Source organism: Sorangium sp. So ce124, from assembly GCF_051525235.1.
GTDB lineage: Bacteria > Myxococcota_A > Polyangia > Polyangiales > Polyangiaceae > Sorangium > Sorangium atrum.
On record NZ_CP150312.1, the window covers coordinates 252,648 to 278,365 of the forward strand.

The following is a 25,718-nucleotide window of genomic DNA, read 5'->3' on the forward strand; positions in this document are numbered from 1 at the left end:
GACGCGGCGCGCCGGTGGGCCCTTCGGCTCACCGCGAGCGATCTCACGGGCAGGCGTCGACCTCGTCGATCTCCACCCAGATCGACTCGGGATCGTCGAACCCCTTGAGCCGGAACGCGCCCGCTCGGCGGAAGTCCGCGCGCGACGGGTCGGGGAGCGCGGCGGCCGCGGAGCGCGAGAGCGTCACGCGGCCGGGGCGCGGCAGGCCGATCCCGGAGCTCGGCTCGTCCGTGCGATCTTCCTCGGTGACCGCCTCGATCCGGAAGAGCCGGTGGACCTCCCTGCCGATGACGTCGTGATCGCTCATCCGCACCCAGCCCCAGTGGACGACGAGGCGCAGCTGGGCAGGGTCGTCGATGGTGCGACGGAGCATGCGGGCCGCGTCGACGGCGCGGGCCACCGTGGGATAGACCGCGAGGTACCCATCGCCTGTCCCCTTCAGCAGGCGCGGATTCGTCGCCCCTCGGAGGGAGCCGCGGAGCCGGTGAAGGTGGTCGACGAAGCCGGTGTCGCCGATGCTGCGGATCATGTGGGTCGACCGGACGATGTCGATGAGCAGCATCGCCACCTCCACCCGGTCGGTCGGCTCCGTTTCCTCCCGCCGCTCGTCGGGGAAGAGCTCGAGGAGCGTGAGGTGGAGATCGTCCCAGTGGATCCGCTCGAGGTGCGCGCTGAGGCGGGCGAAGGTGGGGGAGGCGGCGATCGCCCGCCGCGCGGCGTCAGGGCCCTCGCCGTCGGCGACCTCTGTCGAGAGGCGGTCGAGGAGGGAGAACACCGCCCCGGCGATCTCCTCGTCCGCGTCCGGGCGCCGGAAGAGCTCGCGCTGGACGTCGACAACGAGGTCCCAGTGGCGCGGCCAGGGCTCTCCGTGGCCGATGACGACATGGCGGATCGCGTGGAACCTGCCGCCGCCGGGGAGCGGCTCGATCAACGCGCGCAGGGAAGGGTGGATCAGGTAATACCGCGAGCGTGGCAGCTCGTGGCGCGAGCCGACCACGGCGTCGTGCGGCTGGCGAAAGCGCTGGACCTGGCGCTCGGTCCTCGGATCGGCGCCGAGCACCCCGAGGAGGCCGCACTCGAAGAGCTCGCGGAACGGGTGGTAGACGTCGTCGGCGTCCCGGCCGTGGGCGTCGTAGTACGCGCGATCGACCTCATGAAACTTGCACCAGACCTCGATCACCTCGTCGTGGGTGAGGACGTCGCAGGGGAGGAGGCCGAGGAAGCGAGCCCGCTTGTCGCGGTGACAGAGCACCTCGAGGAAGACCCGCATCTCGTCGAAGATGTTGGCCACGAGCAGACCGGCGCTGGTGCTCTGCACGATCTGCGTGAAGGTCCGCTCGTCGAGGGCCGTTCGGTTGCGCGAGATCTCCGAGGCGAGGATCACGAGGTCGCGCGGCCGCCCGAGGGTGTGGCGGTGGAGGAAGTCGAAGGTCGACTCGCCGCGGGCCGAGCGCCCCGCGCTCACCACGTCGAGGTGGATGAACTCGCGGAGCGGCAGCCGCTCGTAATAATATGTGAGCTTCTCGAGCAGCTCGAAGAGCTCGTGCTTGGCGTAGCGGAGCGTCGACGTCGCCCCGTAGAGGTTGGTCTTGATGTCGGACTCGTAGGCGGAGAACGCCTCCTCGCGGATGGTGGCGAAGATCTTGACGTGCCGGTTGGCGTTCATCAGATCCCACGCGGCCTCGATCATCCCCGCTTGCATGTGGATCCACGCGGCCCGCGGGAGCCGCCGGAGCGCCTGATCGAGCTTGTCGATGAAGATGAAGACGCCGCTGTGGAGCGAGCGGAGCCGCCGCTCGAGCGGGCGCTCCATCGCGTCGACCACCTGGTTGATCTGGCGAACGGTCAGCGAGAGCAGCTCCTTCAGCACCATGGTCGGCTCGACCGGCCGGCCCTCCAGGAGCCCGCGCAGGCTCCGGGGGAGCGGCGCCAGATCCGCGGGATCGGCGGCGCCGGCGGCCGCGGACTGGTAGGAGACGATCGACATGCGGAAGCTGAAGCTCCAGAGCCGCTTGCACTCGTGGAGACCCGACATGAGGTGGGTCCGGGTCTGATCGACGCTGGGCAGATCGCCCATCAGATCGAGGTACGGCCGCCCCTCCGGGATGAACTGCACGGCGGCGTGGCGCCGCTCGCGGCCGGTCGCCGCCAGGTAGATCTCGCTGAGGACCGAGCGCTTGTACGTGAGGAGGAGGGTCTTGCCGAGCCCCTTGCTCCCCGAGACAAAGTGCTTGTTGGCGCTGTCGAGGAACTCGCGGACCACGGCGTTCTTGAAGGTCAGGTCCTTGAGGGCGCCGATGTCGATCTGGTTGGCGTCCGAGGCCCAGCTCTGGTTGACGGGGGGCTCGGGCGGCCCGCCGGAGGGCCGGGGCGGGGGCGGATCCGGCGGGCGCCCGGCGAGCGCCCGGAGCGCCTCGAGGAGCTCGCGGGCGGAGGTGAACCGGCGGTCGAGGTCGCGGTGGGTCGCGCGGGCGAACCAGGCGTCAAAGCCGCTCGGGACGTCCACCAGCCGCGACGGCGGCACCGGGACATCGAAGCAGATCTTGTGGACGAGCTCGAAGAGCGACTCGCCGCGGAAGGGCCGTTGCCCGGTCATGCACTCGTAGGCGATCACGCCGATCGACCACAGGTCCGCGCGGAGGTCGACCCCACGGGCGTCGGCGATCTGCTCCGGGCTCATGTAGCTCACCGTGCCCAGGGTGGCGCCGGCGTCCGTCTGCGGGGAGCCTTGGGGGTCGAGCCCGAGGTCACCCAGCTTGACGATCCCGAAGTCGAGGACCTTGCAGAGAGGGCCATCGTCGTCCTCGACGAGGAAGACGTTGGCCGGCTTGATGTCGCGATGGATGATCTCCATGCGGTGGGCCTTGGCGATAGCGCTGCAGACATCGCCGAGGATCGCCGTCGTCTCTTCATAGGAGAGCGGCCCGCGGGCGATCCGCTGGGCCAGGTCCTCGCCGCGAAGGAGCTCCATGGCGATGTAGGGCACCTGCGTGGCTGCATCGACGTTGAAGTCGAGGAGCTGCACGACGTTCTTGCTCCGCAGCCTCGCCGCTGTCTGCGCCTCGCGGAAGAAGCGGGCGCGCGCCCTCTCCGTGCCGACGATCGCCGGATCCATCAGCTTGAGCGCGACCGGCTCGCCGAGGCGAAGATCGGTTGCCCGGTAGACCCGCCCCATGCCTCCCTTCTTCAGGAGCTCGTCGATCCGAAAGTGCTGGCCGACGACATCCCCCGGGCCAACGCTCCTGGCCCCGGTCGAGTCGCTCCCGCGAGCGGATGCCTTTGTGGGCTGGTGCGGACGGCGGGCACTCTCATCCGACATGTCGCCCAGCGTACCAGCCTTGGCGCCTCAGGAGAACCTGCGCGCCCGCGCACTACCAGCCCAGCCCGATGCGCAGCGGCAAGAACACAGCCATCCCGATCACGATGGTTCCGAGGATGCCGCGGCGGGAAAAGTAATAGGCGCTGGCCGCGATGCTCGCGGGCAGCCGCGCGTCCTGGAAGGTCGCGATGAGGTGTCCCTGGGTCATCACTACCTCGGGCACGATCACGGCCGCCAGGGCTGCCAGCGGCGCGTAGCGCAGCCCGCGCCTGAGCCAACCTGGCATCGGCAGATCCCGGTCGGGGTACAGGAAGAAGGCGCGGGTGAACGCGGTGATCAGCGAGAGGCCGACGATGGCCACGAGGGTCTCCCAGGCGCTCATCGTCCGGCCTCTTCGGTCACCTTGCGCGCGCGTCGTTGCGCCTCCTCGGCCGCCTCGAGGCCCAGGCCCACCGCGACCGCGGCGGCGATCGCGACGAGGATGTTGAGCTTCAGCGGCAGCGCGTAGGCGGCCACCGCGGCGCTGGCGGCGGTGCCGGCGGCCAGCCAGGTGGCCCTGTCCTGGAGCAGCGAGCAGGTGATGCCCAGCAGCGCGAGCACGCCGGCGAAGCCCAGGCCCCATTCGACCGGGATCACGTTGGCCAGCGCGATGCCGCTCAGCGATGCGCCTTGCCATGCAGACCAGTTCATCGCAACGCCGCCCCAGAAGTAGGGCTCCTGCTCGGGCGCCGGCTCGATCGCGGGGAAGCGCTCCCTGAAGATCACGTAGTTCAGGTCGCCGCTGAAATAGCCGCACAGGCACCGTCGCCACCTGGGGAGCCGCGCGAAGTAGGGCCGCCACATCGCGCTGAAGATCACGAAGCGCAGGTTCACGCAGGCGGCGGTGGCCCAGACGACCCAGAGCGGCGCGCCGGACGCGAGCAGCGGCATCGTGGCGAGCTGCGCGCTGCCGGCGAAGACCACGAGCGACATGAGCGCCGCGAGCGGCGCCGTGAGCCCGCTCTTGACCATCGCGACGCCGGTCACAAGGCCCCAGGCGGCGATGCCGGGCGACACGTGCAGCATGTCGCGCGCGCCGCGGCGGAACTCGGGGTGGCGCGCGGTGGCGCGGGCGAAGGACATGGGGCGCTCGGGGTCAGGAAGTGTCCAGGCGGGGTACGAAAGTCAAGGCCGCCCATCCAGGGCGCCTCCCGTTCAGGGCGGCCTGAACCGGGGTGCTCCCGCGCCGCGCCCCGGAGCTGGGATCTCGTGGCGTGGGCCCGGGCGCGCAGTGCGATCGACCTCCTCGAGGAGCTCGGCATACCCCGTGCAACCACTGTAACCACGGTGCCTCATGCGCTCCGGTGAGCCCAGGCTCTGGTCGTGGGATCTCCGGCGAGCGGGTCGCGATGAGCAGTTCGAGCGCACACCGCGCCGTGGGCCCGCGTCGGCGCCGGCTCGTCGAGCGGTCGTCGCGGGAGCAGGGTAGCCGCGAAGGGGGATGCGTCCGTGCGAATCCATCATCTCAACTGCATCTCGACTTGCCCGGTCGGCGGCGCGCTGATGGACGGGCGGACCCTGGGGCTCCGCGGGAGGCTGACGTGCCATTGCTTGCTCCTCGAGACGGACAGCGGCCTGGTCCTCGTGGACACCGGGCTTGGGCTGCTGGACGTCTCGATGGCGAGGAAGCGGCTCAGCCGGTTCTTCCTCTTCCTCCTGCGACCGGAGTTTCGCGCCGAGATGACCGCGCGCCGGCAGATCGAGCGCCTGGGCCTTCGACCCGAGGAGGTCCGCCATATCGTGCTCACCCACCTCGATTTCGACCACGCCGGAGGCCTCGACGATTTTCCTGGAGCGCAGGTCCATCTGCTGGCCGACGAGCGTGACGCCGCGATCGCTCGGCGGACGCTCCTCGACCGGATGCGCTACCGGCCGGCTCAGTGGTCGACGCAGCCGAACTGGATCGCCTACCCCTCGGGCGGCGGCGAGCGCTGGTTTGGCTTCGAGGGCGCGCGGCCGGTGGGTGGTTTGAAGGACGAGGTGCTCTTCGTCCCGCTCATCGGTCACACGCTGGGCCACGCTGGCGTGGCTGTCCGGAGCGACGGCGGCTGGCTGCTCCTCGCCGGCGACGCCTACTTCTATCACCGAGAGATGGACCCGGTTCGGCCGGCGTGCACGCCGGGTCTGCGTCTCTATCAGTTCATGATGGAGAAGGACCGCGGCGCGCGGCTCGAGAACCAGCGACGGCTGCGCGCGCTGCGCGAGGAGCGCGGCCACGAGGTAAGGCTCGTGTGCTCTCATGACGTCGTGGAGTTCGAGCGCATCACCGGGCGAAGCCATGCTGTGCCGGCCGGAGCGGGGAGGGGCGTGCCCGAGCCACCGCTGTGGATCCCCGCTTCGGTCGCGGGTGCGCGCTGACCGGGCACAGCAGGCCAGGGCGGCTCGTGATCACATCGCATCCCGGCGCGGCGCCGCCGCCACCGGAAGCGTGAAATGGAACGTCGTGTGACCCCCCTCGGGGCTCTCGACCCAGATGCTGCCGTCGTGGGCCTCGACGAGCCGCTTCGCGATGTACAGGCCGAGGCCGAGGCCGACCACGCGCTCCTCCTTCGCCTTTCCCCGGAAGAAGCGCTCGAACAGGAGCGGGAGATCCTCGGCCGGGATCCCACGGCCGCTGTTCCGGATGGAGATCTGAACCGCGTCGTCGCGCCGCTCCAGCGCCACCTGTATCGGGGTCTCTGGATCACCGTATTTCACGGCATTGGAGATGAGGTTGCTGAGCACCTGCTCGACGCGCCCGGCGTCCGCGCGCACGATCGGGATCTCGCCGCGGCTCTCGACGTCGACGGCGCGCCCCTCGGTCTCGCTCTCCATCCGCTCAACGACCGCCTCCACGAGGGCGCGCAGGTCGAGGGGAGCGCGCTCGATCGCGAGTCGACGCGACTCGATCTGGGAGATGTCCGTGAGATCGGAGACCATCCGCCCGAGCCGCTTGGCGCTCGCCAGGATGTGTCCCGCCCTCGTCTTCACCGCGGTCGCGACCTGGGGCTTCCGTTCGAGCTGGGTCGCATAGCCGATGATCGTCGTCACGGGCTGCTTCAGGTCGTGCGCGACGACCGACGTCCACTCTTCCTTGAGCCGCTCGAGCTCCTTGAGCCGGGTGATGTCGTCGAACACGACGACCGCGCCGAGCAGCTTGCCGTTCCCGTCGACGATGGGGCCAGCGCTCGCGAGCACCGCCAGCATGGTGCCGTCGGCGCGTCGGAGCGACAGCTCCCTCGAGCTCGTGACCTCGCCACGCAGCGCGCCCGCCGACGGCTGCTCCTCGTCCGTGAGGGGCTGCCCGTCGGGCAGGCACAGCCACCATGCGCCCGGCAGCCCGGGCGGCGAGTCTGTCCCGGCGAGCTCCTGGGCGCGGCGATTCCGGGCGATCTGCGCGCCGGCCCGGTCGAGGAGGAGGATGCCGACCGGCGAGCGCTCGATGACCGCGTGGAGCCAGCGCCGCTCGGCCGCGAGCTGTCCGAGGAGCTGCTCGCGCTCCTCGTCAGCGAGCTTCTCCGAGGTGACGTCGCGCGAGATGCCGATCCCGGCGATCGGGTTTCCGTGCTCGTCGCGCTGGATCGTGATGTGGGTCGAGACCCAGCGGGTCCGGCGGCTCCTGTCGATGATCCGGAAGGTGAGCCGGCCGCCGGACGCGGCCATGTGCTCGACGAACGCATGATAGCGCCCGACGTCCTCGGGATGGATCAGGGTGACGAACAGCTCAGGGTCCTCGTACCAGGCCTCGGGCGGATAGCCGGTGTGATCGAGGACGGCGGGGTTGATGTACTCGTAGCCCCCTTCCGGGCCGAGCCGTATATGGAAGATGACGTCGCTCGCGTGCTCCGCGATCATCCGCAGGCGCTCCTCGCTCAGCCGCAAGGCTCGATCGGCGCGCCGCTGCTCGGTGACGTCGAGGGCCGTGCCGATCATCCGCAGCGGAGAGCCGTCCTCGGCGCGGAGCACGTCCGCCTCGGTGTGGAGGAAGCGCTCTTCGCCGTTCGGGCGGACGATCCGGTAATCGACACAATAGGGCAGGGTGCCCTGGAGCGCGAGGTCGACGGAGCGTATCACACCCTCTCGGTCCTCCGGGTGGATGCGGTCGATGAACCGCTCGTAGGTGATCGCGCCGGCGTCGCGGGACACGCCCAGCATTCGATAACACTCGTCGGACCAGAGCAGCTCGTTGCTTGGAATGTGCCAGTCCCAGTTGCCCAGCTTCGCCAACCTCTGCGCGCGGGCGAGGCTGTCCTCGCTCAGCCGGAGCGCTGCCTCCGTCTGCCTGGCTTCCGCGATCGTCGCGTGGAGCTGCTCGCGCGAGCGCTCGAGCTCGTGGTTCTCCCGCTCGAGCTGCTCGATCCGTGCGCGCTGGGCGTGCAGCTCGGCGGCGGTGAGCGCCATCCCGAAGAGGCTCGATAAGGCGCCCGCGATCTCGAGCAGCTCGGCCTGCGGGAGGGCGGGCTCCGCCGCGGCGCAGAGCAGCACCGCGCGCAGGGTGCCGGCGAAGGCGATGGGGATCGCGAACGCGTGGGTACAGCCGCAGCGTCGGCGCAGATGGCCGGCGTCCAGGAGCGCGTCGGCGCTCTCGTCCTCGGGCGCGACCTGCACGATGCCCGTGCGGGCGGCGGCGCCGGCGAGGCTCGGGGCGTCGAGCGGCAGGCGCCGGAGGGGGTCCAGCGAGTCCGCGCTGCCGCCTGTGCAGGCGACGAGCCCGAGCGGGTGCGGCGCCTGCGCGACATCGTAGAGGCAGGCGATGTCGGCGTGGAGGACGCGCGCCGCCGCCGCCACGATCGCTTGCTGCGGACCGTCATCGCCGGCGCGCGAGAGGGCCATCGACGCGTCGGCCACGGCGCGTGCCAGCGTGTCGTCCGGCGCCGACGGATCCTCGCGGCGTCGTTCCCTGGACGGTCCACCCCGTTCGGCACCGCGCCCTCTGTCGTCGCTGTTCAATCCGCCCCTTGCGCCTTCTACCCGGATGCTGGTGAGCGCGAAGCGAGACTATCACGAGCCTCCGCGCCGCAACCTGGTTCACGCGGAGCCTTCGCGCGGAGGCTTCGTCGTCGCGCCGCAACCTGGTTCACGCGGCCGTCCACAGCCCGGGCCGGCGCAGGCCGGCGGCGGCTCTGCGGCGCCCGCGCCAGCCGAGGAGGACCCCGGCGAGGAAATACGCAACGGCCAGCGCGCTGGGAGGCGGCTACTGGGCGGCGTCGCTCCCTTGTGGCGAAGGTCAAGCGCTCCCGTACCTCTCGAAGTGCGTGGGCGATTTGTATACTGACGGCAACCTCCCATCGTCGCTGTAGGGGTCGAACGCCGCCGGGCGCACCCAGGCGTGCAGAGGTGGCATATCTCGGTTGCGCCGCACAAGTGCGCGGGCTCTGGCTGCGTGATGGCCAATCCCACCCGGACAGGGGAATTCCGGTGAACCATCGTGCCGACGGCGGCGCTTCCTCGCGGCGTGCGCAGAGGCGCACCTCACGATTCACGCCATGCAGGAAGCCCCCCGGCGTTTGCGCGGCGAGGTTCCAGGTGGCTTTCATCCTCCCCCCGTTCAGAAGCGTCTTCGCGGCCCGACGATGCCATACGGCTGGGCGCCGTAGATGCGCAAGAGAAAATGTGAGTTACAGTGTGAGCGTTGCGGTTCCCAGGTTCGGACCCCACCCAGGTTGGCACGGCGGACCCGGCGGACCGAAGGTTGGCATCGGGTCCGACCCAGGTTGGCGGTCGGCCAGGTTCGCGGCATCCCGACCACGACCAGGTTGGCGTCCCGACCTGGGTCGGACTAACTGCAACCCAGGTCAGGCTGGAGTAGGCGACGGCTCCAGCTCAGGTGGCGGACCGCCAGGCGGCCGCCACCCACGAAGCTTGGTCGAGCAGCGAAATGATTGACGAAAACCCGTGGCACAAAGCTTGTCATGGTGCACCTGTCATGAGCCAGCCCCGCGAGATCGCTGCCGGAGCCACGTACCTCATCACCCGTCGCGTCCTGCGCCGGCACCTGCTCTTCCGCCCGGATGCGGCAATCACCCGGCTCCTGGTCTACGTCCTCGCGGTGTCGACCCGCCGTTACGGCATCGAGGTCCATGCGCTCTGCGCCATGTCAACGCATCTGCACCTGGTCGTGACCGACTCGAGGGGCGTCCTGCCGCGGTTCTTGCAATTCTTCCATCGCATCGTCGCGCTTGGCACGAAGGTGCTACGCGGGTGGGAAGGCCCCGTGTGGGACCACGAGGCCACGAGCGTGGTGCGGCTGCTCACGCGCGCGGCGGTGGTGGAGAAGATTGCTTATGTCATGGCGAATCCCGTCGCCGCTGGCTTGGTGCAGCATGCTCGCGAGTGGCCGGGCGCCAAGGTGGATGTAGACGAGCTCGGTCGCGGCGTGCTGCGCGCGGCACGGCCTTCGGTGTATCTCGACCCGGAAAACCCCCAGTGGCCCGAGGAGGTGACGGTCTCACTCGCGCTGCCGCCGGCCATTGAGCAGGAAAGCGCGGAGGGCTTTCGCCAGGACGTCTCTGCCGAGCTCGAGCGACAGGAAGCGCGGGCCCGCGCGGAGGTGCAGCGGCGAGGACTTCGCTTCTTGGGCGCCGAGAGAGCCAGCAGGGTGTCCCCTTACGAGCGCGTGACGAGCTTCGAGCCGCTGCGCGACGGCAATCCGACGTTTGCGGTTGGTCGCAATCAGGGGGACGCGTGGCGAATCGCAGGTGCCGCTGTGCGTGCGTTTCGAGCGTCGTACCGTGCGGCACTCGAGCGATGGCGTGCCGGCGTGCGCAGCGCTGTATTCCCCGCGGGGACGTGGTGGATGCGCACGCTTCACGGCGCCAGCGTGGCCGACGTTGTGCTCACGGTGTAGAGCCTTAGCAGCGGCGCGGCTGGGAGGCGGGCGGGACGGGCAAGGGCATCAGCGCCTTTTCGTGGGGCGCGTCCGTCTGGGGCCGGCGGTGCGGACGGCCGAAGCGGCGTGCGGCGGTATACCCTTTCGTACGGCTGCAGGCGGTGCCGAACGCGCAGGAAGCGGCGTCAGAGGCAGCGAGCTGTACGCTATGATTGGCCGAGCGGGATGATTTCCTATCGGAAGGCGAACCCATGGGATAGTCATTCCGGGGCCGGTAGCCGCGGCCGTACCCCCGGCCGCGGCCGCAACGCAACCTGGTCGCGATGCAACGTAGGTCAGTCGTTTGTCGTTTTGGGGCGGGGCGTGATGCAACCCGGGTCGCTTGGGTAGGGTCGTTTGCCTGCTCAATCCGTGTCAGGTGCTGTTGGAACGGGCGTTTTTACCCGGTTGTCGTGCACCGGATCGGATCGTCGGCTGGCGTGGCCGAGCCAGAGCGCGCGATAAAAGCCGCGGGAACACGGTAAGATGCACCCAGGCACGGGCGCGAGGCGAATGATGATCGGACGAAGATGTCTCATCTCCCGACGAGGGGCGGCCGCCTCGCTGCTCATCACGGCGCCCCTCGCCGGCGGCTGCTCGGAGGACTACCACTTCACGCCGGTGCGCATGAGGGCGCTCGAACCCGCGGCGCAGGTCGTCGCCGGTGCCTACCATACCTGCGCGATTCTCAGGAACGGTAATACTGCGTGCTGGGGCGACAACGACGCAGGCCAGCTTGGCGGTGTTTCCATCGGCTCGCTGAGTACCTCCCCAAGGTGGGTCTCGCTCGCCGCGGAGCCCGTGCGTGTCACCGCTGGTCCGCGGCACACGTGCGCGCTGTTCGACCCGGGGGGTATGTGCTGGGGGGATGACGTGGGCGGCTCCCTCGCCGTCGTGCCGGCGAGCTGCGCAGGCACTTCCGGGGGCGTGGACGCCGTGGAAGAGGGCGTTGTCCGGTGCCACCGCGCGGCGTGCCGGGTCCTGGAGGACGTGGTTGAGCTCGCGGCCGGCGGGCTCGTGGAGGCGGACGACCCGTCGCTCGGGTTCACGTGCGCCGTGCGCGCCGCCGTCACCGTGGTCTGCTGGGGTGACAACCCGAGCCACCTGCTCGGCTCCGATCCCGAGAGCACTGTGAGGAGCGAGTCCGCGTTCGTTCTCAACCTGGGTGGGTTCCCGCTGGGCGGCGTGACGCGCGTCGCCGCCGGCGAGGCGCACGGCGTGCGCCCTCGACGCGCAGGGCGACGTGTGGTGCTGGGGAGACGGTGCCGCCGGAGCCGCCCGCAACGAGGGGGTGCGCGGCGCGACCGACGTTGCAGCGGGCGGCGGGCGGCCGCCACAGCTGCGGCACGGGACAGGTGGCGTGCTGGGGGTGGAACCTCAACGGCCAGAGCGGCGGCGGGCCCATCTTCGACAGCGCCGACGAGGTCGTCGAGGTCGTCGGCGTCACCCTCGTCGAGAGCGTTGCCGGTGCGAGGGCCGTCGTCACCGGCAGGCGCCACAGCTGCGCGCTGCTCGACGACGGCAGCGTCGTGTGCTGGGGCTCCAACCTGAGCGGCCAGCTCGGCTCCTAGGAGACCAACCTGGTCTCCGCGCCGGTGCGGGCGGCGCTCGACATGCGCGCGGTCCCCCCTCGCCGCCGGGCGGGAGCGCACCTGCGCGCTGGACGAGGAGGGCGGGGTGTTCTGCTGGGGCAGCGACGGCCAAAGTCAGATCGGGACCGGGCGACAGTGACGCGCGCCGCGTGGCAGCTCGCGGCCGTGTCAGGGATGGCCGGCGCCCTCGCCCCGGGCGCTGCCCTCGCCGATCCGATGCGGCCTTTTCAGATGGATCTCGCCTTCGGTGCGCGCGCGGGCAGCGGAGTGCGGGTCCTCGAGGGCGGGCTGTTCCTCGGCTGGTGCGGGTCTACCGGCCCCGACAGCGCGTCGTAGGTCCCGTACCTCTCCGCGGGGCTCTCGGCGAGCGCCGGCTCGACCGACGTTGACGATCGTCGTGGCTTCGACGGCGAGATGCGCGTCGCGCGCTACGCGCTCAGTCCCGAGCTTCGCGTCGGCTTTGCTGGCGAGAGCGGCACGATGAACCACTACTTCTATCTGGCCGTCGCGCCGGTCTACTTCTTCGCCGGGACGTTGAGCGACAGGCTCCCCGAGGCCGGCGGCGCGTTCGGCGCGCGCGTGGCCCTCGGCCCGGCCTGCCCGTGCAGTGGCGCATAATTTTCGGGAGCCGGGACGACTGGCTGTGCGAAGGCAAGAACGAGTGCCTCCTCGTCGACGCCCTGCTCTTCCTTGTGCCCAACCACGTCGAGGTCGCCCTTGTGCCCAACCACGTCGAGGTCGCGTGGCCGGCTCGTCTCACCGGCTGGGCGGGGCGGTCGGGTACAGCTTCTGAAGCGCGCCGGCGCTGCCCGCGCCCTCACCCCTCGAGATAGGAGCCGAGCTCTCGTTGCCGCGAGCGCGTCCGGAGCTTCTCGAGCAGCTTCGCCTCGATCTGACGGATGCGCTCCCGCGTCAGCGAGAACGACTGCCCGATCTCCTCGAGCGTCTCGTCCTCGTTGCCGTCGAGGCCGAAGCGGCGCCGCAGGAGCTCGCGCTCGCGTGGCTGCAGCGAGTCGAGCAGCTCGCGCGTCTGCTCGATCAGGCGGCGCCGGGCCAGCATGTCCGCGGGCGTGGGCTCGTCGTTGGCCAGCAGATCGCCGTACCGGGTATCTCCCTCCTCGCCGACGGGGGCGTCGAGGCTGAGCGGCTCGAGCGCGAGCTCGCTGATCACCCGCACCTTCTCCACGGTGAGGCCGCTGCGCTCCGCGATCTCCTCGACGGAAGGCTCGCGCCCCCGCTCCTGCACCAGATCTCGCCGGGCGCGCACCACCTGGCTCCGGATCGCGGTGAGGTGGACCGGCATCCGAACGGGCTTTCCCTGGTTGAGGATCGTCCGCTTGATGGCCTGCTTGATCCACCACGCGGCGTAGGTGCCGAAGCGGTGGCCGCGGCGGTACTCGAACTTGTCGGCGGCGCGGATCAGGCCGAGGTTCCCCTCCTGCACGAGGTCGAGCAACGGGACGCCGAAGCGCTGGTGCTCCCGCGCGATGGCGACCGCGAGCCGGAGGTTCGCCTGGACGAGCTCGGACTTCGCCTGGGCGACGGCGCGGCGCCCCCGGGCGATCGCCGCGAGCGTGGCCTCGATCGTGGCGCGCTCGGCCTTGTCGGCCTCGGCCGCTGCTGCACGAAGGCTCCGCTCGATGCGCTCCTCGAAGGTCGGATCGAGGCGCAGCTCGGCGAGGCCCGCGGCGAGGCCCGCGAGGGCGGTCTCCACGCCGTCTTCGGCGATCTGCCGGCCGAGCAGCGAGCGGGCGAGCCCGAGCAGCTCCGCGAGCCGCTTCGCGGAGGCGTCCGCCTCGGGATCACCCGCGTCGGCCTCGCACAGCAGATCGCGGAGGCTCAGCGCCCCGACGTGGACGTCCTCCGCCGTCGAGGCGAGCTCGCGCAGGGCGACGGGCGACCGGACCCACGCCTCGAAGCAGGCGAGCGTGCCCGCCTCGATACGACGGCCTATCGCGACCTCGCCCTCGCGCGTCAGCGGCTGGCTGCCGGCGAGCGACCGGAAGTAGAGCTCGGTCGCTCCGAGCGTGGCTTGCGCGCTGGCGGCCTTCGCACGCCGAGCCGGCGCGCGCTCGCCCGCGCGTCCGCCCGCGGAAGCGATGGAAACGGGATGACTCGATTCGGACTCGCTCGTCGAGAGCGAGGGACGGAACCTCATTCAATGCGCTCCAGTGTTGCCGCTGCGTCGTACCCGACCGCGAAGGGTGTGAGGGGGCACGATCATCGATGCGCCTCGATATCCTAACCGCCGAGGACGTAAATAGGAAAACGAATCGACCGCCGACATGGCGCATTTTACCGACGTTTTTCGGTGTTGTTGCCCCGCTCGGCGCGGCGCGTTCTCGTTGTCCTGGGATGGCGGCGCGCGCGTGGGCGTTGCCGGACGAGCATACATTGCCGGGCGAGCGGACGCGTCACGCTCGATCGCGCGGGGAGGGGGGCCGGAGGGCGCGACGTGACGAAACGGCGGAGGGCCTCGCGAGGGGGTCGCCCTCGAACCGACACGGGCGGCCTCGGAGGGGGACACGGCGAGGTCGCGGCATGCCGGGACCGTCCGGCGGGGGAGGGGGCGAGACCGGAGCGGGCGGCCTCGTAGGGGGCGGAGCGAGGTCGCCACCTGGTGGAGCGGCCGCGACGGGGCGGATCGATCCAAGACGGCAGCGGACGGCACCGCAGGTCGGAAGAATCGACCCGTGCGCGCGGCGGCGCTGCTGAGCTGCGCTTCGGGGCGAAGCGTTTCGGGGGCGCTTCGGGGCGAAGCGTTTCGGGGGCGCTTCGAGGTGAAGCGTTTCGGGAACGGCGCGGAGCGTCCTGCGCGCCGCTGGCTCTGCGCCGTCCGGTCAACGGTTGCTATGCTCCGCGCCCGCGCTGCCCTCCGGAGCGCGGAGGTAGCCATTTCACCGAGGAGCGACGCGCATGATCCAGATCTTCGGCACGGCCAAGTGCAAGGCGACGCGGGCGGCGCAGCGGTTCTTCGCCGACCGGGGCATCAAGGTGCAACTCGTCGATCTGCGCGAGAAGGGCCTCTCCAAGGGGGAGCTCGCGAGCGTGGCGCGCGCGGTGGGCGGCGTGCGCGCGCTTTACGACGCGGAGAGCGCGCGGGTGAAGGAGCGGGGCCTCCAGCACCTCGGCCCGAGCGAGGCGCGGATCGCGGAGCTCCTCGTCGACGATCCGCTCCTGCTCCGCACGCCCATTGTGCGCGACGGGACGCGCGCCTGCGTGGGCGCGGCCGAGGCGACCTGGAAGGCCTTTGCCGACGCCGCGAAGGGTGGGTAGCGGAAGGGCGGGCTAGGGGATCCGGGGAGGCTGGACCCGCGCGCGGGCCGAGACGCCCCCGAGGGGAGCGCGGTCATGCGACGCCCCGCGTCGCTGGTGCATGCGCAACGTTTGTGCCAACGATGAGACGGCCGTCAGCGCTCGGGGTGCCTCTCCTCCACGTGGTGCCGTCGACGCTCCACGCGATGCTTCTTCGCTGGCTTCGCCGGAGGCGCCGGCCTGACTGTGGCTCCTGCCGTCACCGTCGCCCCCGCCCTGACCGAGGTTGCCGGCCTGACCGAGGTTGCCGGCCTGACCGAGGCGCCTGCTCGGACCGAGGCCCCCGCCCGGACCGTCGCTGCCGGCCTGACCGTGGTTGTGCGGTGCACGTGGTGATGGTGATGATGGCCGTGTCGCTCGAAGTCGACGCGATAGCGGACCAGGGCGCGCGGCTCGTCGCGGTAGTAGACCCAGCCGTGGTGCGACGGGTAGTACCAGCGGCCGTCCACATAGTAGACGTAGGTCCCGCGGTAGTACACGCGCGGGTAGGTCTCGACGTGGACCGGCGCCGCTGCGATGTGAACGACCGGCTCCTCGTACACCGCGAACTCCTGGTACGTGACGGTCGCATGCGCCGGCGCTGCGGCCCTGGTGTGGACTTCTGCCACGCACCCGGTCGCGCCGAGGAGCGCGAGCGCAACGAGCGCGGCCAGCACGGCGAGCCTGCTGCTGCGCTGCTGAGCGCGCGCCGCAGCTCTGGGGGAGGAAATATCGAGGACTGGCACGTTCATCTCCATGGGGGGTCACAAGAGCAACTGCGGTGCCACCCGGCGAAGGCGGAGCGCCGCCGGCGCATCGCAGCGCGCCGCTCGCTGGTATAGCGCTTGCTGCCGTGCCGCGCATCGGCGCGACAGCGCCAGACTTGGATAAAGGAAGACGACCCCCATGAAACTTTCGAAGGTGCTCACCGGTCTCGCTGGCTGCGTCCTCGCCACTGCCTCGCTCACGGGGTGCATCGTCGTCGATCATGACGATGACCACGATCACCTCACGCGCGGCTCGCTCACCGTCGCCCTGACCATCGACGGCAGCGACGACCCGTGGGAGTGCTTCGATCACGACGTGAGCGGGGTCGCGGTCAGCGTCGAGGACGAGGCGGGCTTCCTCGTCGTCGACGCGGTGGGAGACTGCGATGATCTCGGCCTCACCATCGACGGCCTCTCCGAGGGGTACTATGACGTCGACGTCTGGCTCGTGGATTTCGACGGAGATCCGATGAGCGATATCGTGCGCGTCGAGAGCGTCGACGTGCTCGACGGCGCCGACACGCTTGTGGAGGTCGACTTCCCGTGGACGTGGATCGACCCTTGACGCGCGCGGCTCGCCTGAGCGACCCCGGGCAGGGGCCTACTCGCCCGCCATCGCGGTCACGAGGCCATGGACGCTGTTATTGGATCGGGTAGGCGGGGTCGCGCTCGGGGAGCTTGGCGCTCGCGGAGGCCGCGAGCAGGCGCCGTCGCCGCCGCCCTGCGGGACATGAAGCCCTGTTACTGGGACTTCTGCGATTCCCCTTGCCGCTGCGCGTAAGCCTGGGGGCCTTGCAGCTGGCTGCCTTGCTGCTGGCCGGGCTGCACCTGGCTCACCTGGCCGCGTTGCTGCTGGCCAAGCTGGGTGCCCTGCCGCTGTCCGGGCTGCACCTGGCTGACCTGGCCGCGTTGCTGCTGGCCGCGTTGCTGCTGCTGCTGGCCGAGCTGGGTACCCTGCCGCTGGCCAGGCTGCATCTGGCTGACCTGGCCGCGTTGCTGCTGGCCGCGTTGCTGCTGCTGGCCGAGCTGGGTGCCCTGCTGCTGGCCAGTCTGGATGCCCTGCTGCTGCCCGGTTTGCGCCCAGCCGAACTGGCCGCGTTGCTGCTGGCCGGGCTCGCTGCTTTCCTGCTGAGTGCGTTGCTGCTGGCCGCCTGCCCGCTGTTCGTTGAGCAGCAAGCAGAACAGTTGCTCGGCCTCTGTCAGGCGCTGCTCGACGTCCGCTCGCATCGCCTCCACGCGCGATCGTATCTCGGCGTTCTCCGCGTTCGCGACGCGCGGCGTGTCGAGGAGCTCGAGGGCGCGGCGATGGAAGGAAATCTGAGACCAGACGAAGGCCCTGTCGAACTCGGCGCCTTCCTCCTCTTCCAGCGCTCCGCTCACCTCGGTCGAGCTCTTGTCGAGCTCTCGGCAGCGCGGGCACGACTCCATCTCGATACGTGAACCCCTCGAGCCCGCGCCGATCTGCTCGGACTGGGACTGCTCCTCGATGAGCTGCTCAGCGTAGCGCTTCACATCCGGCGACTCGGCCTTGTCCAAGGCGATCTGCGACAGATCCACCTCCTTCTGGTGGATGAACGAGATCAGCATCGTGAGCTCCGCGTCCGACAGCTGCTGCTTCGCGCCGCTCTGTCCGCGGCCTCCCTCCCTGCCGCCCTGACTGCCGCTCTGTCCGCGGCCTCCTTGCCTGCCGCCTTGATAGCCGGCCTGCTCGCCGCACATCTGCCTGTCGCCCGCGCGCTGGCCGCCGGCCCGTTCGCCGCCCTGCCTGCCGCCTTGATGGCCGGGCTGCTCGCGGCCTCCCTGCCTGCCGCCGGCCTGCGCTCGACCGCCCCTCCCGCCGGCGCCTCGCGCGCCGTCTCGGCCCGTCTGTCCGTGGCTCCTGCCGTCGGGGCCCGTGCCGGTCCTCTCGTGCCCAGCCGTTCCATCGCGATCCGCCTCGGCGTCATCGCTGCTGCCGATGCAGCCGCCGGCCCCCGCGAGCACAAAGCTTCCAGCGAACATGATCGCCATGAGGCGACCTGAACGATTGCCTATCATTGCTTGCTCCTTAGCCCGACACCGGCGCGCTGTCGCGCTCACCTGCCGGTTATCGGCCCCGAACATCTGGGTTCGGGAAGCGAGGATGGTGAGCGAGGTGGAGCCCTAAGCCTGCATCGTCATTTCCCCGAGAGCTCCTGCGCCCCTCGCGGGATCGCCGCGAGAGTCGCAGTCCCGCTCCGCGTCGACCCCGGCCGATGCGCAGCGGCCGGCCCGGCGATCGACCATGATCCCAAGGACCAGCTCGGGCACCCGCCCGCGCGAGGGCGTGACGCAGTCGGCCGCCGTCCGCCCGCGCCTGTGCTGAGCCGGACAAGCCGCCAGGCGCCCGGATACGCCGCCAGGAAGCCGGACATCTCGTGCGCGGCGCGCGTGCGCCGAGCCGCGCACGCGCGCCGCGCGCTGAGGAACCCGCTCGGCCGGGTCGCGCCGCCTTCCGCCGCGCCATCGATGCGCGTAAGCTCCAAGCGACGTCCGCCCGCCCGGCGCCTCGGCCTTCCGCGAGGCGCCGGTGGCCATCATCTTATGAGAACCTCCGCGCACACCGGCCCGTCCCCCGGGCCCGCCGCCCGCGTCGATACGACGGACCTCGAGGCCCTCAAGCGTGAGCTCGAGCGGCTCCGCGCCGTGGGGTCCCGGGATCGCGGGTGGCTCGACGCCGTGCTCGAGCACAGCCCGCACGGCGTCATCCTCTGCGACGCCTCCGGGAAGCTCGTCCTGCACAACCGGGCGGCGGAGCGCATCTGGGCCGGCAGCGCCTCGACCGAATCGATCAACGACTGGACGCTTTATCGCGCCTTCCACGAGGACGGCCGCCCGTACGAGGCAAAGGACTGGGCCATGGCCCGCGCGATGTCCGCACGGCAGGTCATCGAGAGCGAGGAGACCCGGATTCAGCGCTTCGACGGCACGTATGGCATGGTCCTCGGGAGCGCCGCGCCCATCATCGGGCCTGACGGCGAGCTCGAGGGCGGGATCTCGGTGTTCGCCGACATCTCGCGCCTCAAGCAGGTCGAGGCCGAGCGCGGCGAGCTCGCCGCGCAGCTCACGAGGCGGGTCGAGGAGCTCGATCGCCGCGCCCGGCTCACCCAGGCGCTGCTCGCGGTCAGCACCGCGCTGAGCGGCGTCGTGACGGTCGAGCAGGTGTCCGCCGCCGTCGTGAGCGACATCCACCGGGTGCTCGGCGCCTCGACGTCGATGATGTACACGGCGGACGAGGCGGCAGGCGTCGCCACGCTCGTCGGCCACTCGGGGCTCGAGGAGCAGCGCACGAGCCCTTACGCGCGGGTGCACCTCGACGCCCGACTGCCGCTCTCGGAGGCGCTCCGGGAGCGCCGCCCCATCTGGGTGGACACGACGCAAAGCCTGCACGCCGCGTACCCCGAGCTCGCGGCCCTGCGGCCTGTCCGCGACGACGTGAAGGCGCTCGCCGTCCTGCCGATCGTCGCCCACGCGGCGCTGCTGGGCGGGCTCGCGTTCTCGTTCGCGAACGAGCGGGCGTGGAGCCCCGAAGAGCGCGAGTTCCTGCTCAGCGTGGCGGCGCAGTGCGCGTCGGCGCTGGACAGGGCGCGCCTCCTCGAGCGGGAGCGCGAGGCCCGGGCGCGCGCGGAGATGCTCGCGGCGGAGCTCGAGCGGCAGCAGGCGACGCTCCGCCTCCTGAGCGAGGCGGGCGCCGCGCTCTCCGGCTCGCTCGACGTGGCGTCGCGGCTCACGCAGCTGACCCACCTGGCGGTCCCCACCCTGGCCGACTGGTGCGCGGTCGACATGCTGAACGGCGATTCCATCGAGCGCGTGGCCGTCCACCACTGCGATCCCGCGAAGATCGAGCTCGCCGAGCGCCTCCGGGCGATGGACCCGCCCCGGCCCGACGCCCCGGCGGGCGTGCCCGCGGTGATCCGCGCCGGCCGCTCCGAGTGGATGGCCGACATCCCCGACGCCGCCATCGAGTCCGCCGCGCAGAGCCCCGAGCACCTGCGCCTGATCCGGTCGCTCGGGCTGAGGTCGTATGTCGTCGTCCCGCTCCGGGGGCGCGACCGGACCATCGGCGCGCTGACGCTGGTCCACGCGGAGTCGGGACGTCGCTTCAGCGAGGCGGACGTCGCGCTCGCCGAGGAGCTCGCCAACCGGGTCGCCCTGCTGATCGACAACGCGAGGCGGTTCCAGGAGGCGCAATCGCTCATCCGCGCGCTGGAGCGGACCAACGCCGAGCTCGACCAGTTCGCGTACGTGACGAGCCACGATCTGAAGGCGCCGCTCCGGGGCATCGCGAGCCTCGCCCAGTGGATCGAGGAGGACCTCTCGGACAAGCTCACCGAGGACACGCGCCATCAGATGGAGCTCCTGCGCGGGCGCGTGCGGCGCATGGAGGCCTTGATCGAGGGGATCCTGGCCTACTCCCGCGCCACGAGGTTCCGCGAGAAGCCGGAGAGCGTCGACCTCGAGCGGCTGGCGAGGGAGGTGGTCGAGCTCATCGCCCCGAGGCCGCCCGCGCGGGTGACGCTCGACGTGCCGCCGGCGACCCTGCGGACCTACAGGGTGCCCTTGCAACAGGTGCTCATGAACCTGATCACCAACGGCCTCAAGCACGCGGGCCGCGAGGACGCGGCGGTCTCCGTGTCCGCCCGGGAGCAGGGCGACAGGGTCGAGGTCTCTGTGACCGACAACGGGCCTGGTATCGCGCCTGCGTTCCAGGAGAAGGTGTGGGGGATGTTCCAGACGCTGCAGGCGAGGGACAAGGTGGAGAGCACGGGGATCGGCCTCGCCATCGTGCGAAAGATCGTGGAGAGCCGCGGCGGTCGGGCGTGGGTGGACTCGGACGGCAAGAGCGGCGCGACGTTCCGGTTCACGTGGCCCAGAAAAGAAGAGGCGGAGGGCACCGCGTAGCCACCGCGCCTGCCAGGCGGCTCGGACGCGTGCAATCCTTCGCAGACGCGGGGGACCAGGTGCTCAGTTCGAGGGCTTCGGCATCTGGAACACCACGCCTTCCTCTTCGGCCTCTAGGTCGTTGACGTTCCAGTAGATGGATCCGCAGTCGACGGCGATCTCGAAGAAGTACGGCTGCCCGGTCGCGAGGGTGACCGTGTCGCCCTTGCCGAGGTGTGCCCTCCGCACCTCGCCTTGCCCCTCGCTGTTCATGTAAACGGTCCAGTAGACGAACTCGTCATCCACCGTGAGCGACTTGGCGACGGCCTGCGTGTCGACCGTCGTGGTGAAGGGCGGGGCGCTCGGCGCCGCGTCCGTCGCCTTCGACTGGATCGCGCCGGCGTTGTCGGTCACCCAGTGCACGACGCCGTTGGCGAGGACCAGCTCGGTCGGGTTGCCGTTCGTCTCCGCGAAGACCTCGGCGGCGGCGCCGAGCGGGTCCTTCGTCTTGCGCAGGATCTGGCGCGCCAGGTAGTCCGACCAGTAGACGTGCGTCGCGTCGACGGCGACGCCGATCGGGCGGTCGCTGGAGGCGACCAGCTCGGCGATAGCCTGGCTGCCGTCGGCCTTGGCTCGCCAGACGGCCGCGGGCGACTGCGTCGCCCAGTAGACGCTGTCGCCGAAGGAGGCGATCCGGCCGAAGGCCGTGGCCGCCGGTTCGCCTTCCTGCAGGGGGACCTGCGCGATCTGGATCGGGCTGGAGCTCGGCGGCTCGATGGAGATCCCCAGCACGTCTCCGTTGCTCCAGTTGATCCACGAGAGCTGCCCGCCCGAGTAGGTGACCCAGGCGGTGTCGCCGAACCCGTAGGTGCCCGGGAGCGTGCGCGCGGCCCCGCCGTCCTTCGGGATGGCGACGATGGCCTGGTTGTTGGCCAGGAGCACGAGATCCCGCGTGACCGCCATCCCCTTCACGTTGGAGCCGAGCTCTCCTGGCATTCGCGTCACGGGGCACTCCCCCACGGCGCAGCTCGACGGGGGACACGAGGGCGTGCCCCCGGCGCTGCCGCCGGCGCCGTCGCCGCCGTCACCGCCGGTGCCATCACCTCCGTCACCGCCGGCGCCCGACGTCGTCTGGGCAGAGCCACCGTCCCCGGATCCGGTGCTCGTCGTCGAGGAAGCGGAGGACGCGCCCTCCGTGCCAGGCTCGATGCCGAAAATGAGATTGCAACCGGTGCCCGCCGCCGCGAGCGCGAGCAGGGCGCAGGGCAAAGCGATCTTGCTGTGCATGGTGGAGTGTATACATCCCCGGCGACGCCCGCGGCGATCGGGGGCCGCCGCCTGGGGGCGACGCTTCCGTGCGACACGCGCGATCACGCGAGCCGGCGGAGCTGCTCCAGACGCCGTCGCGGCTCGATGTCGCGCCGCTTGATCTTCCCGGTCCTGAGCTCCTCGTAGGGCCCGCACACCGGCCGGTAATCGCACTGCGCGCATGCCCCCTCCGCCGGCATCGGCAGGAGGGCCGCCTTGTCGATCGCGTCCCCGATGATCCCTGCCACCTGCGCGGCCGCGTCGCGCGCCCGCGCGTCCAGGTAGATCGGCACCTCCGTGAACCCGCCGGCGGAGGTGCAGTAATAGAGCCGCCCGGACTCGACCTGCGTGCCCGGGGGCATGAGCTTCTCCAGCGCGAGCGCGTAGAGGACCGGCTGGAGCGTGCCGCCGCCGCTCACGACCGCGTCGCGCGGCGCCCGCGCCTTGCCCGTCTTGTAGTCGGTCGCCCGCATCGCGCCCCACACGCTCCGCTCGACAAGGTCGATCGAGCCACGGAGCCGGACGCCGCAGTCGAGCTCCACGGGCGCGTCCGAGCTCCCCGGATCGCGGATGGCGAGGCGGCGCGGCAGCCCGAACGACAGCTCGAAATGGATCGGCTCCCAGTCGCGGTCCTCCGCGGCGCGCCGCAGCCACTCCCGGAGGTCGGCCCGCACCGACGCGATGCCGTCGTCCCAGACGCGCCGGATCGCCGGCGCGAGCTCGTCCGCGTAGCGCGCGGCGACGCGGTCGAGCGCCCGATCGAGCTCGGCCCGCGCCTCGTCGAGCGAGGGCAGGCCGAGCGGCAGCTTGCCCGCGTCGCGCAGGGCGACCAGCACCTCGTACAGCACGTCGTGCACGAGCCGGCCGCGCTGGAGCGGGTCGAGCTCCTCGATCGCCTCGGGCGCCGGGCGCGGGGCGAGCTTGTGCACGGCGTAGAGGAAGAAGCGGTAAGGGCACGCGGCGAAGTGCTGGAGGGCGGTCGGCGAGAACGACCTGCGCTCGAACGCGTGCTTCGCGAGCGCCTCGCGCGCCTCCGCGATCGGCTTGAACAGCCCGTCGGCGGTCGTCCAGCCAGGGATCCAGCGCCGCGCGCGGAACCGGAGCGCCCGCGCGAGGTGGGGGTTGGCGTTGAGCAGGTAGCGCGCGGTGCCGACCGTCTGCGCCTCCGGCAGGCTGAAGAGCGTCTCGAGCAGCGCGAGATCGTGCTCGGCCGCGTCGATGGCGTCCTCGGGCCGCGCGGGCGCGGGCCAGCCGATGCGCGCGGCGCCGCCCTGCTCGGCGCGGCGCTCGAGCTCGCCGAAGCCGGGCAGCCTGCCCTCGGCCGCGCGCAGGAGCTCGAGGCCGTAGAACGAAGGCACTCGAGGGCGGGACTGATCCATGTCCACGCGCGGGTACGACACGACGAGCCGCTGGCGGGCCGCGCCGACCGCGAGCCGGAGCGCGAGGCGCTCGCGCGCCACGCGGTCGTCGCTCGTGTCGAGGCCCGAGTCGCCCCCGGCGATCGCCCGTCGGAGGGCGTCGCGGAGGATCGGGTCCTCGACGACCTTCTGCGGGAAGATCCGCTCGGCGAGCCCGGGGACGAAGACCACGTCGAACGAGCGCCCGCGGGCGCCCTCGATGGGCGAGACGAACAGGCGCCCGTCGCGGCGGGCGGCCGGTGGCAGCACGAGGTCGGTGAGGCGGCGCGAGAGGCAGAGGCGGATCTCGCCGAGGTCCACCGGGCCGACGTGGGCCATCGGCGCGAGCTCGGCGAGCACCGCGAGCACGCGCTCGGGCCGCCGGAGCGCGCGCGTCGCGAGGGCCGAGAGGCGGCGCTGCCACTCGCCGAAGGTCGCGCGCTCGCCCGGGCTGGGCAGCGCCGCGAGCAGCGGCAGCGCGAAGGCGCGGAGGGCCGAGAGGTCCGCGAGCGTCCGCGCGATGCGCGCGGCGTCGCGATCCTCGGGGGCGCGTGCGAGCTCCAGCCGGAGCTCTCGCTCGAAGCCGGAGAGCCGCGCCTCCCACCGATCGAGCCCGCCGATCACCGCCGCGTCGACGAGGATGCGCTCCCAGCGCCGCGGGGCGCGCAGGGTGCCGTCGTGCACGGGGGCGTCGGGGCCCTGGGCTGTCGGATCGGGGGGGTGGGCTGTCGGATCGGGGGTTGTGGCTGTCGGACCGGGGTTGGGGGCGGTCGGACCGGGGTTGGGGGCGGTCGGACCGGGGTTGGGGGCGGTCGGACCGGGGTTGAGGGCCGTCGGACCGGGGTTGAGGGCCGTCGGATTGAAGCTTTTTCCCGACGGATCGAACCCGAGATCTTCTCCCGCCATGTCGTCGTCCGGAGGCGCATCGTCGAAGCCGCCGCGCAGGAGCTCGGGGAAGAGGTCGTCGTCAGGCGGCACCCAGCGGTCGGCCTCGGGCGCGGCGGGCGGCGGCTCGCCCGCGAGCGTCGCGTCGGGGACCTGCCCGAGCGAGAGGTACTCGGCGAAGCGCGACGCCGACAGGTGCTCGGCGGCGCACGCGAGCAGCGCGAGCAATGCGCGGCCCGCCGGGTCGGGTTGCACCGAGCCCTGCGCGAAATGCGCGGGGATCCCGGCCCGGCGCAGCGCCTCGACGAGGTGCGCGCGGTACTGCTCGGGCGCGCGCAGGAGGATCGCCATCCGCTCGAACGGCACGCCGCGGGCGGCCTCGCGCAGCGCGATGCGCGCGAGCTCCACGCACTCCCGGCTCTCGCCGGGCGCGGAGAGGATCTCGACCTCGTCACCGAGCCCGGGGGCCTCGTCGTTCAGCGGATCGAACAGGTGCTCCTGCAGGCGCGCGAGCGAGGTGCTTGGCGCCACCGGCGGCAGCTCGTCGCCCGCGCCGTCGTCGGCGCCGTCGTCCACGCCATTGCCTGCGCCGGCGCCGTCGTGCGCTGCCGAGACCGCGGTCAGCGAGACCCGCCGCGGCGGCGATCGGAGCGCCGCCTGCAGGTGGCGCAGCGACGCGGCGTCGCCGGCCGGAACGGTGGCGAGCGCGTCTGGCGAGCGCGCGGCGACGGCCTCGAGGAGCTCGCGCTCCAGCGCGAACCGCACGGGCAGGTCGAGCAGGAGCATCGGCAGCCCGAGCAGCGGGTGGCGCGAGCGGGCGTCGCCGTCGTCCGCGGCACGAGCGCGCTCGGTCGCGAGTCGCAGGACGATGGCGCGATCGGCGAGCCCCGCGTCGTCCAGGGCGGCGTCGAACGCGTGGGCGATGCCGTCGAGATCGGCCGGCGCGAGCGCGTCCGCCGCGACGCCGGAGAGCCGCACCTCCTCGAGCGTCCGCGCGACGGCGCGCGGGAGCCCGGGTCGATCCGCGACGCGGGCGAAGCGGCCGAGCAACCCGTCCTGCGCGAGCCCGTCGATGGTGCGCGCGCAGAGGGCCTCGATGGCGAGCGCGCTGGCCGGGACGAGGCCGCGCTCCGCGAGCGCCGGCATCGCGAGCGCGGCGGCGAGGCGCCCCAGGGTGAGCCGGTGCCAGCCGAAGGTGGCGCGGCGACCGCGGATCGACGCGCGGGCGAGCTCGCTCACGGCCTCGACCGAGGCGCCGACGAGGAGAACGCGCTCGGCGGGGCGCCGGCGGCGCAGCCAGCCCACGGCCCGATCGAGGCGGGCGGCGGCGCTGGGGGAGGTGATGACGGCGTGGGGCACGGATGGCTCGAG

General features: G+C 71.6%; 17 protein-coding genes and 3 pseudogenes. 11 read left to right on the forward strand and 9 right to left on the reverse strand.

Annotated features, from left to right (window positions below; genetic code table 11):
- Positions 1-43: 43 nt before the first annotated feature.
- The 3 genes from WMF19_RS00990 to WMF19_RS01000 are packed head-to-tail and all read right to left on the reverse strand — an operon-like array spanning position 44 to position 4,441.
- Positions 44-3,319 (reverse strand): P-loop ATPase, Sll1717 family, encoded by a 3,276-nt coding sequence (locus WMF19_RS00990; RefSeq protein ID WP_437897353.1) that lies wholly within the window; start codon positions 3,317-3,319, stop codon positions 44-46.
- A gap of 52 nt (positions 3,320-3,371) precedes the next feature.
- Positions 3,372-3,701, reverse strand: a complete 330-nt coding sequence (locus tag WMF19_RS00995) for an AzlD domain-containing protein (RefSeq protein ID WP_437897354.1) — start codon at positions 3,699-3,701, stop codon at positions 3,372-3,374.
- Entirely contained in the window at positions 3,698-4,441 is a 744-nt protein-coding gene (locus tag WMF19_RS01000) for an AzlC family ABC transporter permease (RefSeq protein WP_437897355.1), read from the reverse strand. Before WMF19_RS01000 ends, WMF19_RS00995 begins: the two co-directional genes overlap by 4 nt.
- 366 nt (positions 4,442-4,807) lie before the next feature.
- On the opposite strand from WMF19_RS01000, the gene WMF19_RS01005 reads away from it, so the two are divergent.
- On the forward strand, positions 4,808-5,716 hold the full coding sequence (locus WMF19_RS01005) for an MBL fold metallo-hydrolase (protein ID WP_437897356.1): 909 nt from the start codon (positions 4,808-4,810) through the stop codon (positions 5,714-5,716).
- A 30-nt stretch (positions 5,717-5,746) separates the two neighbouring features.
- Here the strand turns inward: WMF19_RS01005 and WMF19_RS01010 are convergent, their stop codons facing one another.
- Complete coding sequence (locus WMF19_RS01010; RefSeq protein ID WP_437897357.1) at positions 5,747-8,185, reverse strand: PAS domain-containing protein; 2,439 nt, start codon at positions 8,183-8,185, stop codon at positions 5,747-5,749.
- Positions 8,186-9,263: 1,078 nt separating this feature from the next.
- Here WMF19_RS01010 and WMF19_RS01015 point away from each other — a divergent pair.
- The 6 genes and pseudogenes from WMF19_RS01015 (at position 9,264) to WMF19_RS01040 (ending at position 12,415) form a co-directional block, all read left to right on the forward strand.
- A complete protein-coding gene (locus WMF19_RS01015; protein ID WP_437897358.1) occupies positions 9,264-10,184 on the forward strand; it encodes a transposase in 921 nt (306 codons plus the stop codon).
- 648 nt (positions 10,185-10,832) lie between these two features.
- Positions 10,833-10,928, forward strand: a pseudogene (locus WMF19_RS01020) (hypothetical protein); the annotation flags it as partial.
- 490 nt (positions 10,929-11,418) lie between these two features.
- Positions 11,419-11,475, forward strand: a pseudogene (locus WMF19_RS01025) (hypothetical protein); the annotation flags it as partial.
- Positions 11,476-11,515: 40 nt separating this feature from the next.
- On the forward strand, positions 11,516-11,776 hold the full coding sequence (locus WMF19_RS01030) for a hypothetical protein (protein ID WP_437897359.1): 261 nt from the start codon (positions 11,516-11,518) through the stop codon (positions 11,774-11,776).
- A gap of 73 nt (positions 11,777-11,849) precedes the next feature.
- Positions 11,850-11,936 (forward strand): annotated as a pseudogene (locus WMF19_RS01035) (hypothetical protein); the annotation flags it as partial.
- Positions 11,937-12,277: 341 nt separating this feature from the next.
- Positions 12,278-12,415 (forward strand): hypothetical protein, encoded by a 138-nt coding sequence (locus WMF19_RS01040; protein ID WP_437897360.1) that lies wholly within the window; start codon positions 12,278-12,280, stop codon positions 12,413-12,415.
- A gap of 199 nt (positions 12,416-12,614) precedes the next feature.
- On the opposite strand, the gene WMF19_RS01045 is transcribed toward WMF19_RS01040, so the two are convergent.
- Positions 12,615-13,955 (reverse strand): sigma-70 family RNA polymerase sigma factor, encoded by a 1,341-nt coding sequence (locus WMF19_RS01045; protein ID WP_437897361.1) that lies wholly within the window; start codon positions 13,953-13,955, stop codon positions 12,615-12,617.
- A 758-nt stretch (positions 13,956-14,713) separates the two neighbouring features.
- On the opposite strand from WMF19_RS01045, the gene WMF19_RS01050 reads away from it, so the two are divergent.
- Entirely contained in the window at positions 14,714-15,073 is a 360-nt protein-coding gene (locus WMF19_RS01050; protein WP_272097255.1) for an arsenate reductase family protein, read from the forward strand.
- 134 nt (positions 15,074-15,207) lie between these two features.
- On the opposite strand, the gene WMF19_RS01055 is transcribed toward WMF19_RS01050, so the two are convergent.
- Positions 15,208-15,837: a hypothetical protein gene (locus WMF19_RS01055; RefSeq protein ID WP_437897362.1), complete on the reverse strand. Its 630-nt coding sequence runs from the start codon at positions 15,835-15,837 to the stop codon at positions 15,208-15,210.
- A 160-nt stretch (positions 15,838-15,997) separates the two neighbouring features.
- Here WMF19_RS01055 and WMF19_RS01060 point away from each other — a divergent pair, with 160 nt between their 5' ends.
- Entirely contained in the window at positions 15,998-16,423 is a 426-nt protein-coding gene (locus WMF19_RS01060; RefSeq protein WP_437327039.1) for a hypothetical protein, read from the forward strand.
- 176 nt (positions 16,424-16,599) lie between these two features.
- Here WMF19_RS01060 and WMF19_RS01065 read toward each other — a convergent pair whose 3' ends face one another.
- Positions 16,600-17,577 carry a DUF4142 domain-containing protein gene (locus tag WMF19_RS01065; protein ID WP_437901779.1) on the reverse strand — a complete coding sequence of 326 codons (978 nt, stop codon included), beginning with the start codon at positions 17,575-17,577 and terminating at the stop codon, positions 16,600-16,602.
- Between WMF19_RS01065 and WMF19_RS01070 the strand changes: the two genes are divergently transcribed.
- On the forward strand, positions 17,551-17,880 hold the full coding sequence (locus WMF19_RS01070) for a hypothetical protein (protein WP_437901798.1): 330 nt from the start codon (positions 17,551-17,553) through the stop codon (positions 17,878-17,880). The two genes, WMF19_RS01065 and WMF19_RS01070, sit on opposite strands and share 27 nt — an antisense overlap.
- A 540-nt stretch (positions 17,881-18,420) precedes the next feature.
- Positions 18,421-20,778, forward strand: coding sequence for a GAF domain-containing protein (locus WMF19_RS01075; protein ID WP_437327041.1), 2,358 nt, complete (start codon positions 18,421-18,423; stop codon positions 20,776-20,778).
- 63 nt (positions 20,779-20,841) lie between these two features.
- On the opposite strand, the gene WMF19_RS01080 is transcribed toward WMF19_RS01075, so the two are convergent.
- On the reverse strand, positions 20,842-22,044 hold the full coding sequence (locus WMF19_RS01080) for an ABC transporter permease (RefSeq protein ID WP_437897363.1): 1,203 nt from the start codon (positions 22,042-22,044) through the stop codon (positions 20,842-20,844).
- Between the two features lie 83 nt (positions 22,045-22,127).
- Complete coding sequence (locus WMF19_RS01085; RefSeq protein WP_437897364.1) at positions 22,128-25,706, reverse strand: PD-(D/E)XK nuclease family protein; 3,579 nt, start codon at positions 25,704-25,706, stop codon at positions 22,128-22,130.
- Positions 25,707-25,718 lie beyond the last annotated feature (12 nt).

What these genes read in the sequence shown, in the direction of transcription:
- WMF19_RS00990 (WP_437897353.1), bottom strand. Translation starts at nt 3,319, where the DNA reads ATGTCGGATGAGAGTGCCCGCCGTCCGCACCAGCCCACAAAGGCATCC.
- WMF19_RS00995 (WP_437897354.1), bottom strand. Translation starts at nt 3,701, where the DNA reads ATGAGCGCCTGGGAGACCCTCGTGGCCATCGTCGGCCTCTCGCTGATC.
- WMF19_RS01000 (WP_437897355.1), bottom strand. Translation starts at nt 4,441, where the DNA reads ATGTCCTTCGCCCGCGCCACCGCGCGCCACCCCGAGTTCCGCCGCGGC.
- WMF19_RS01015 (WP_437897358.1), top strand. Translation starts at nt 9,264, where the DNA reads ATGAGCCAGCCCCGCGAGATCGCTGCCGGAGCCACGTACCTCATCACC.
- WMF19_RS01040 (WP_437897360.1), top strand. Translation starts at nt 12,278, where the DNA reads ATGAACCACTACTTCTATCTGGCCGTCGCGCCGGTCTACTTCTTCGCC.
- WMF19_RS01045 (WP_437897361.1), bottom strand. Translation starts at nt 13,955, where the DNA reads ATGAGGTTCCGTCCCTCGCTCTCGACGAGCGAGTCCGAATCGAGTCAT.
- WMF19_RS01050 (WP_272097255.1), top strand. Translation starts at nt 14,714, where the DNA reads ATGATCCAGATCTTCGGCACGGCCAAGTGCAAGGCGACGCGGGCGGCG.
- WMF19_RS01060 (WP_437327039.1), top strand. Translation starts at nt 15,998, where the DNA reads ATGAAACTTTCGAAGGTGCTCACCGGTCTCGCTGGCTGCGTCCTCGCC.
- WMF19_RS01065 (WP_437901779.1), bottom strand. Translation starts at nt 17,577, where the DNA reads ATGTGCGGCGAGCAGGCCGGCTATCAAGGCGGCAGGCAAGGAGGCCGC.
- WMF19_RS01075 (WP_437327041.1), top strand. Translation starts at nt 18,421, where the DNA reads ATGAGAACCTCCGCGCACACCGGCCCGTCCCCCGGGCCCGCCGCCCGC.
- WMF19_RS01080 (WP_437897363.1), bottom strand. Translation starts at nt 22,044, where the DNA reads ATGCACAGCAAGATCGCTTTGCCCTGCGCCCTGCTCGCGCTCGCGGCG.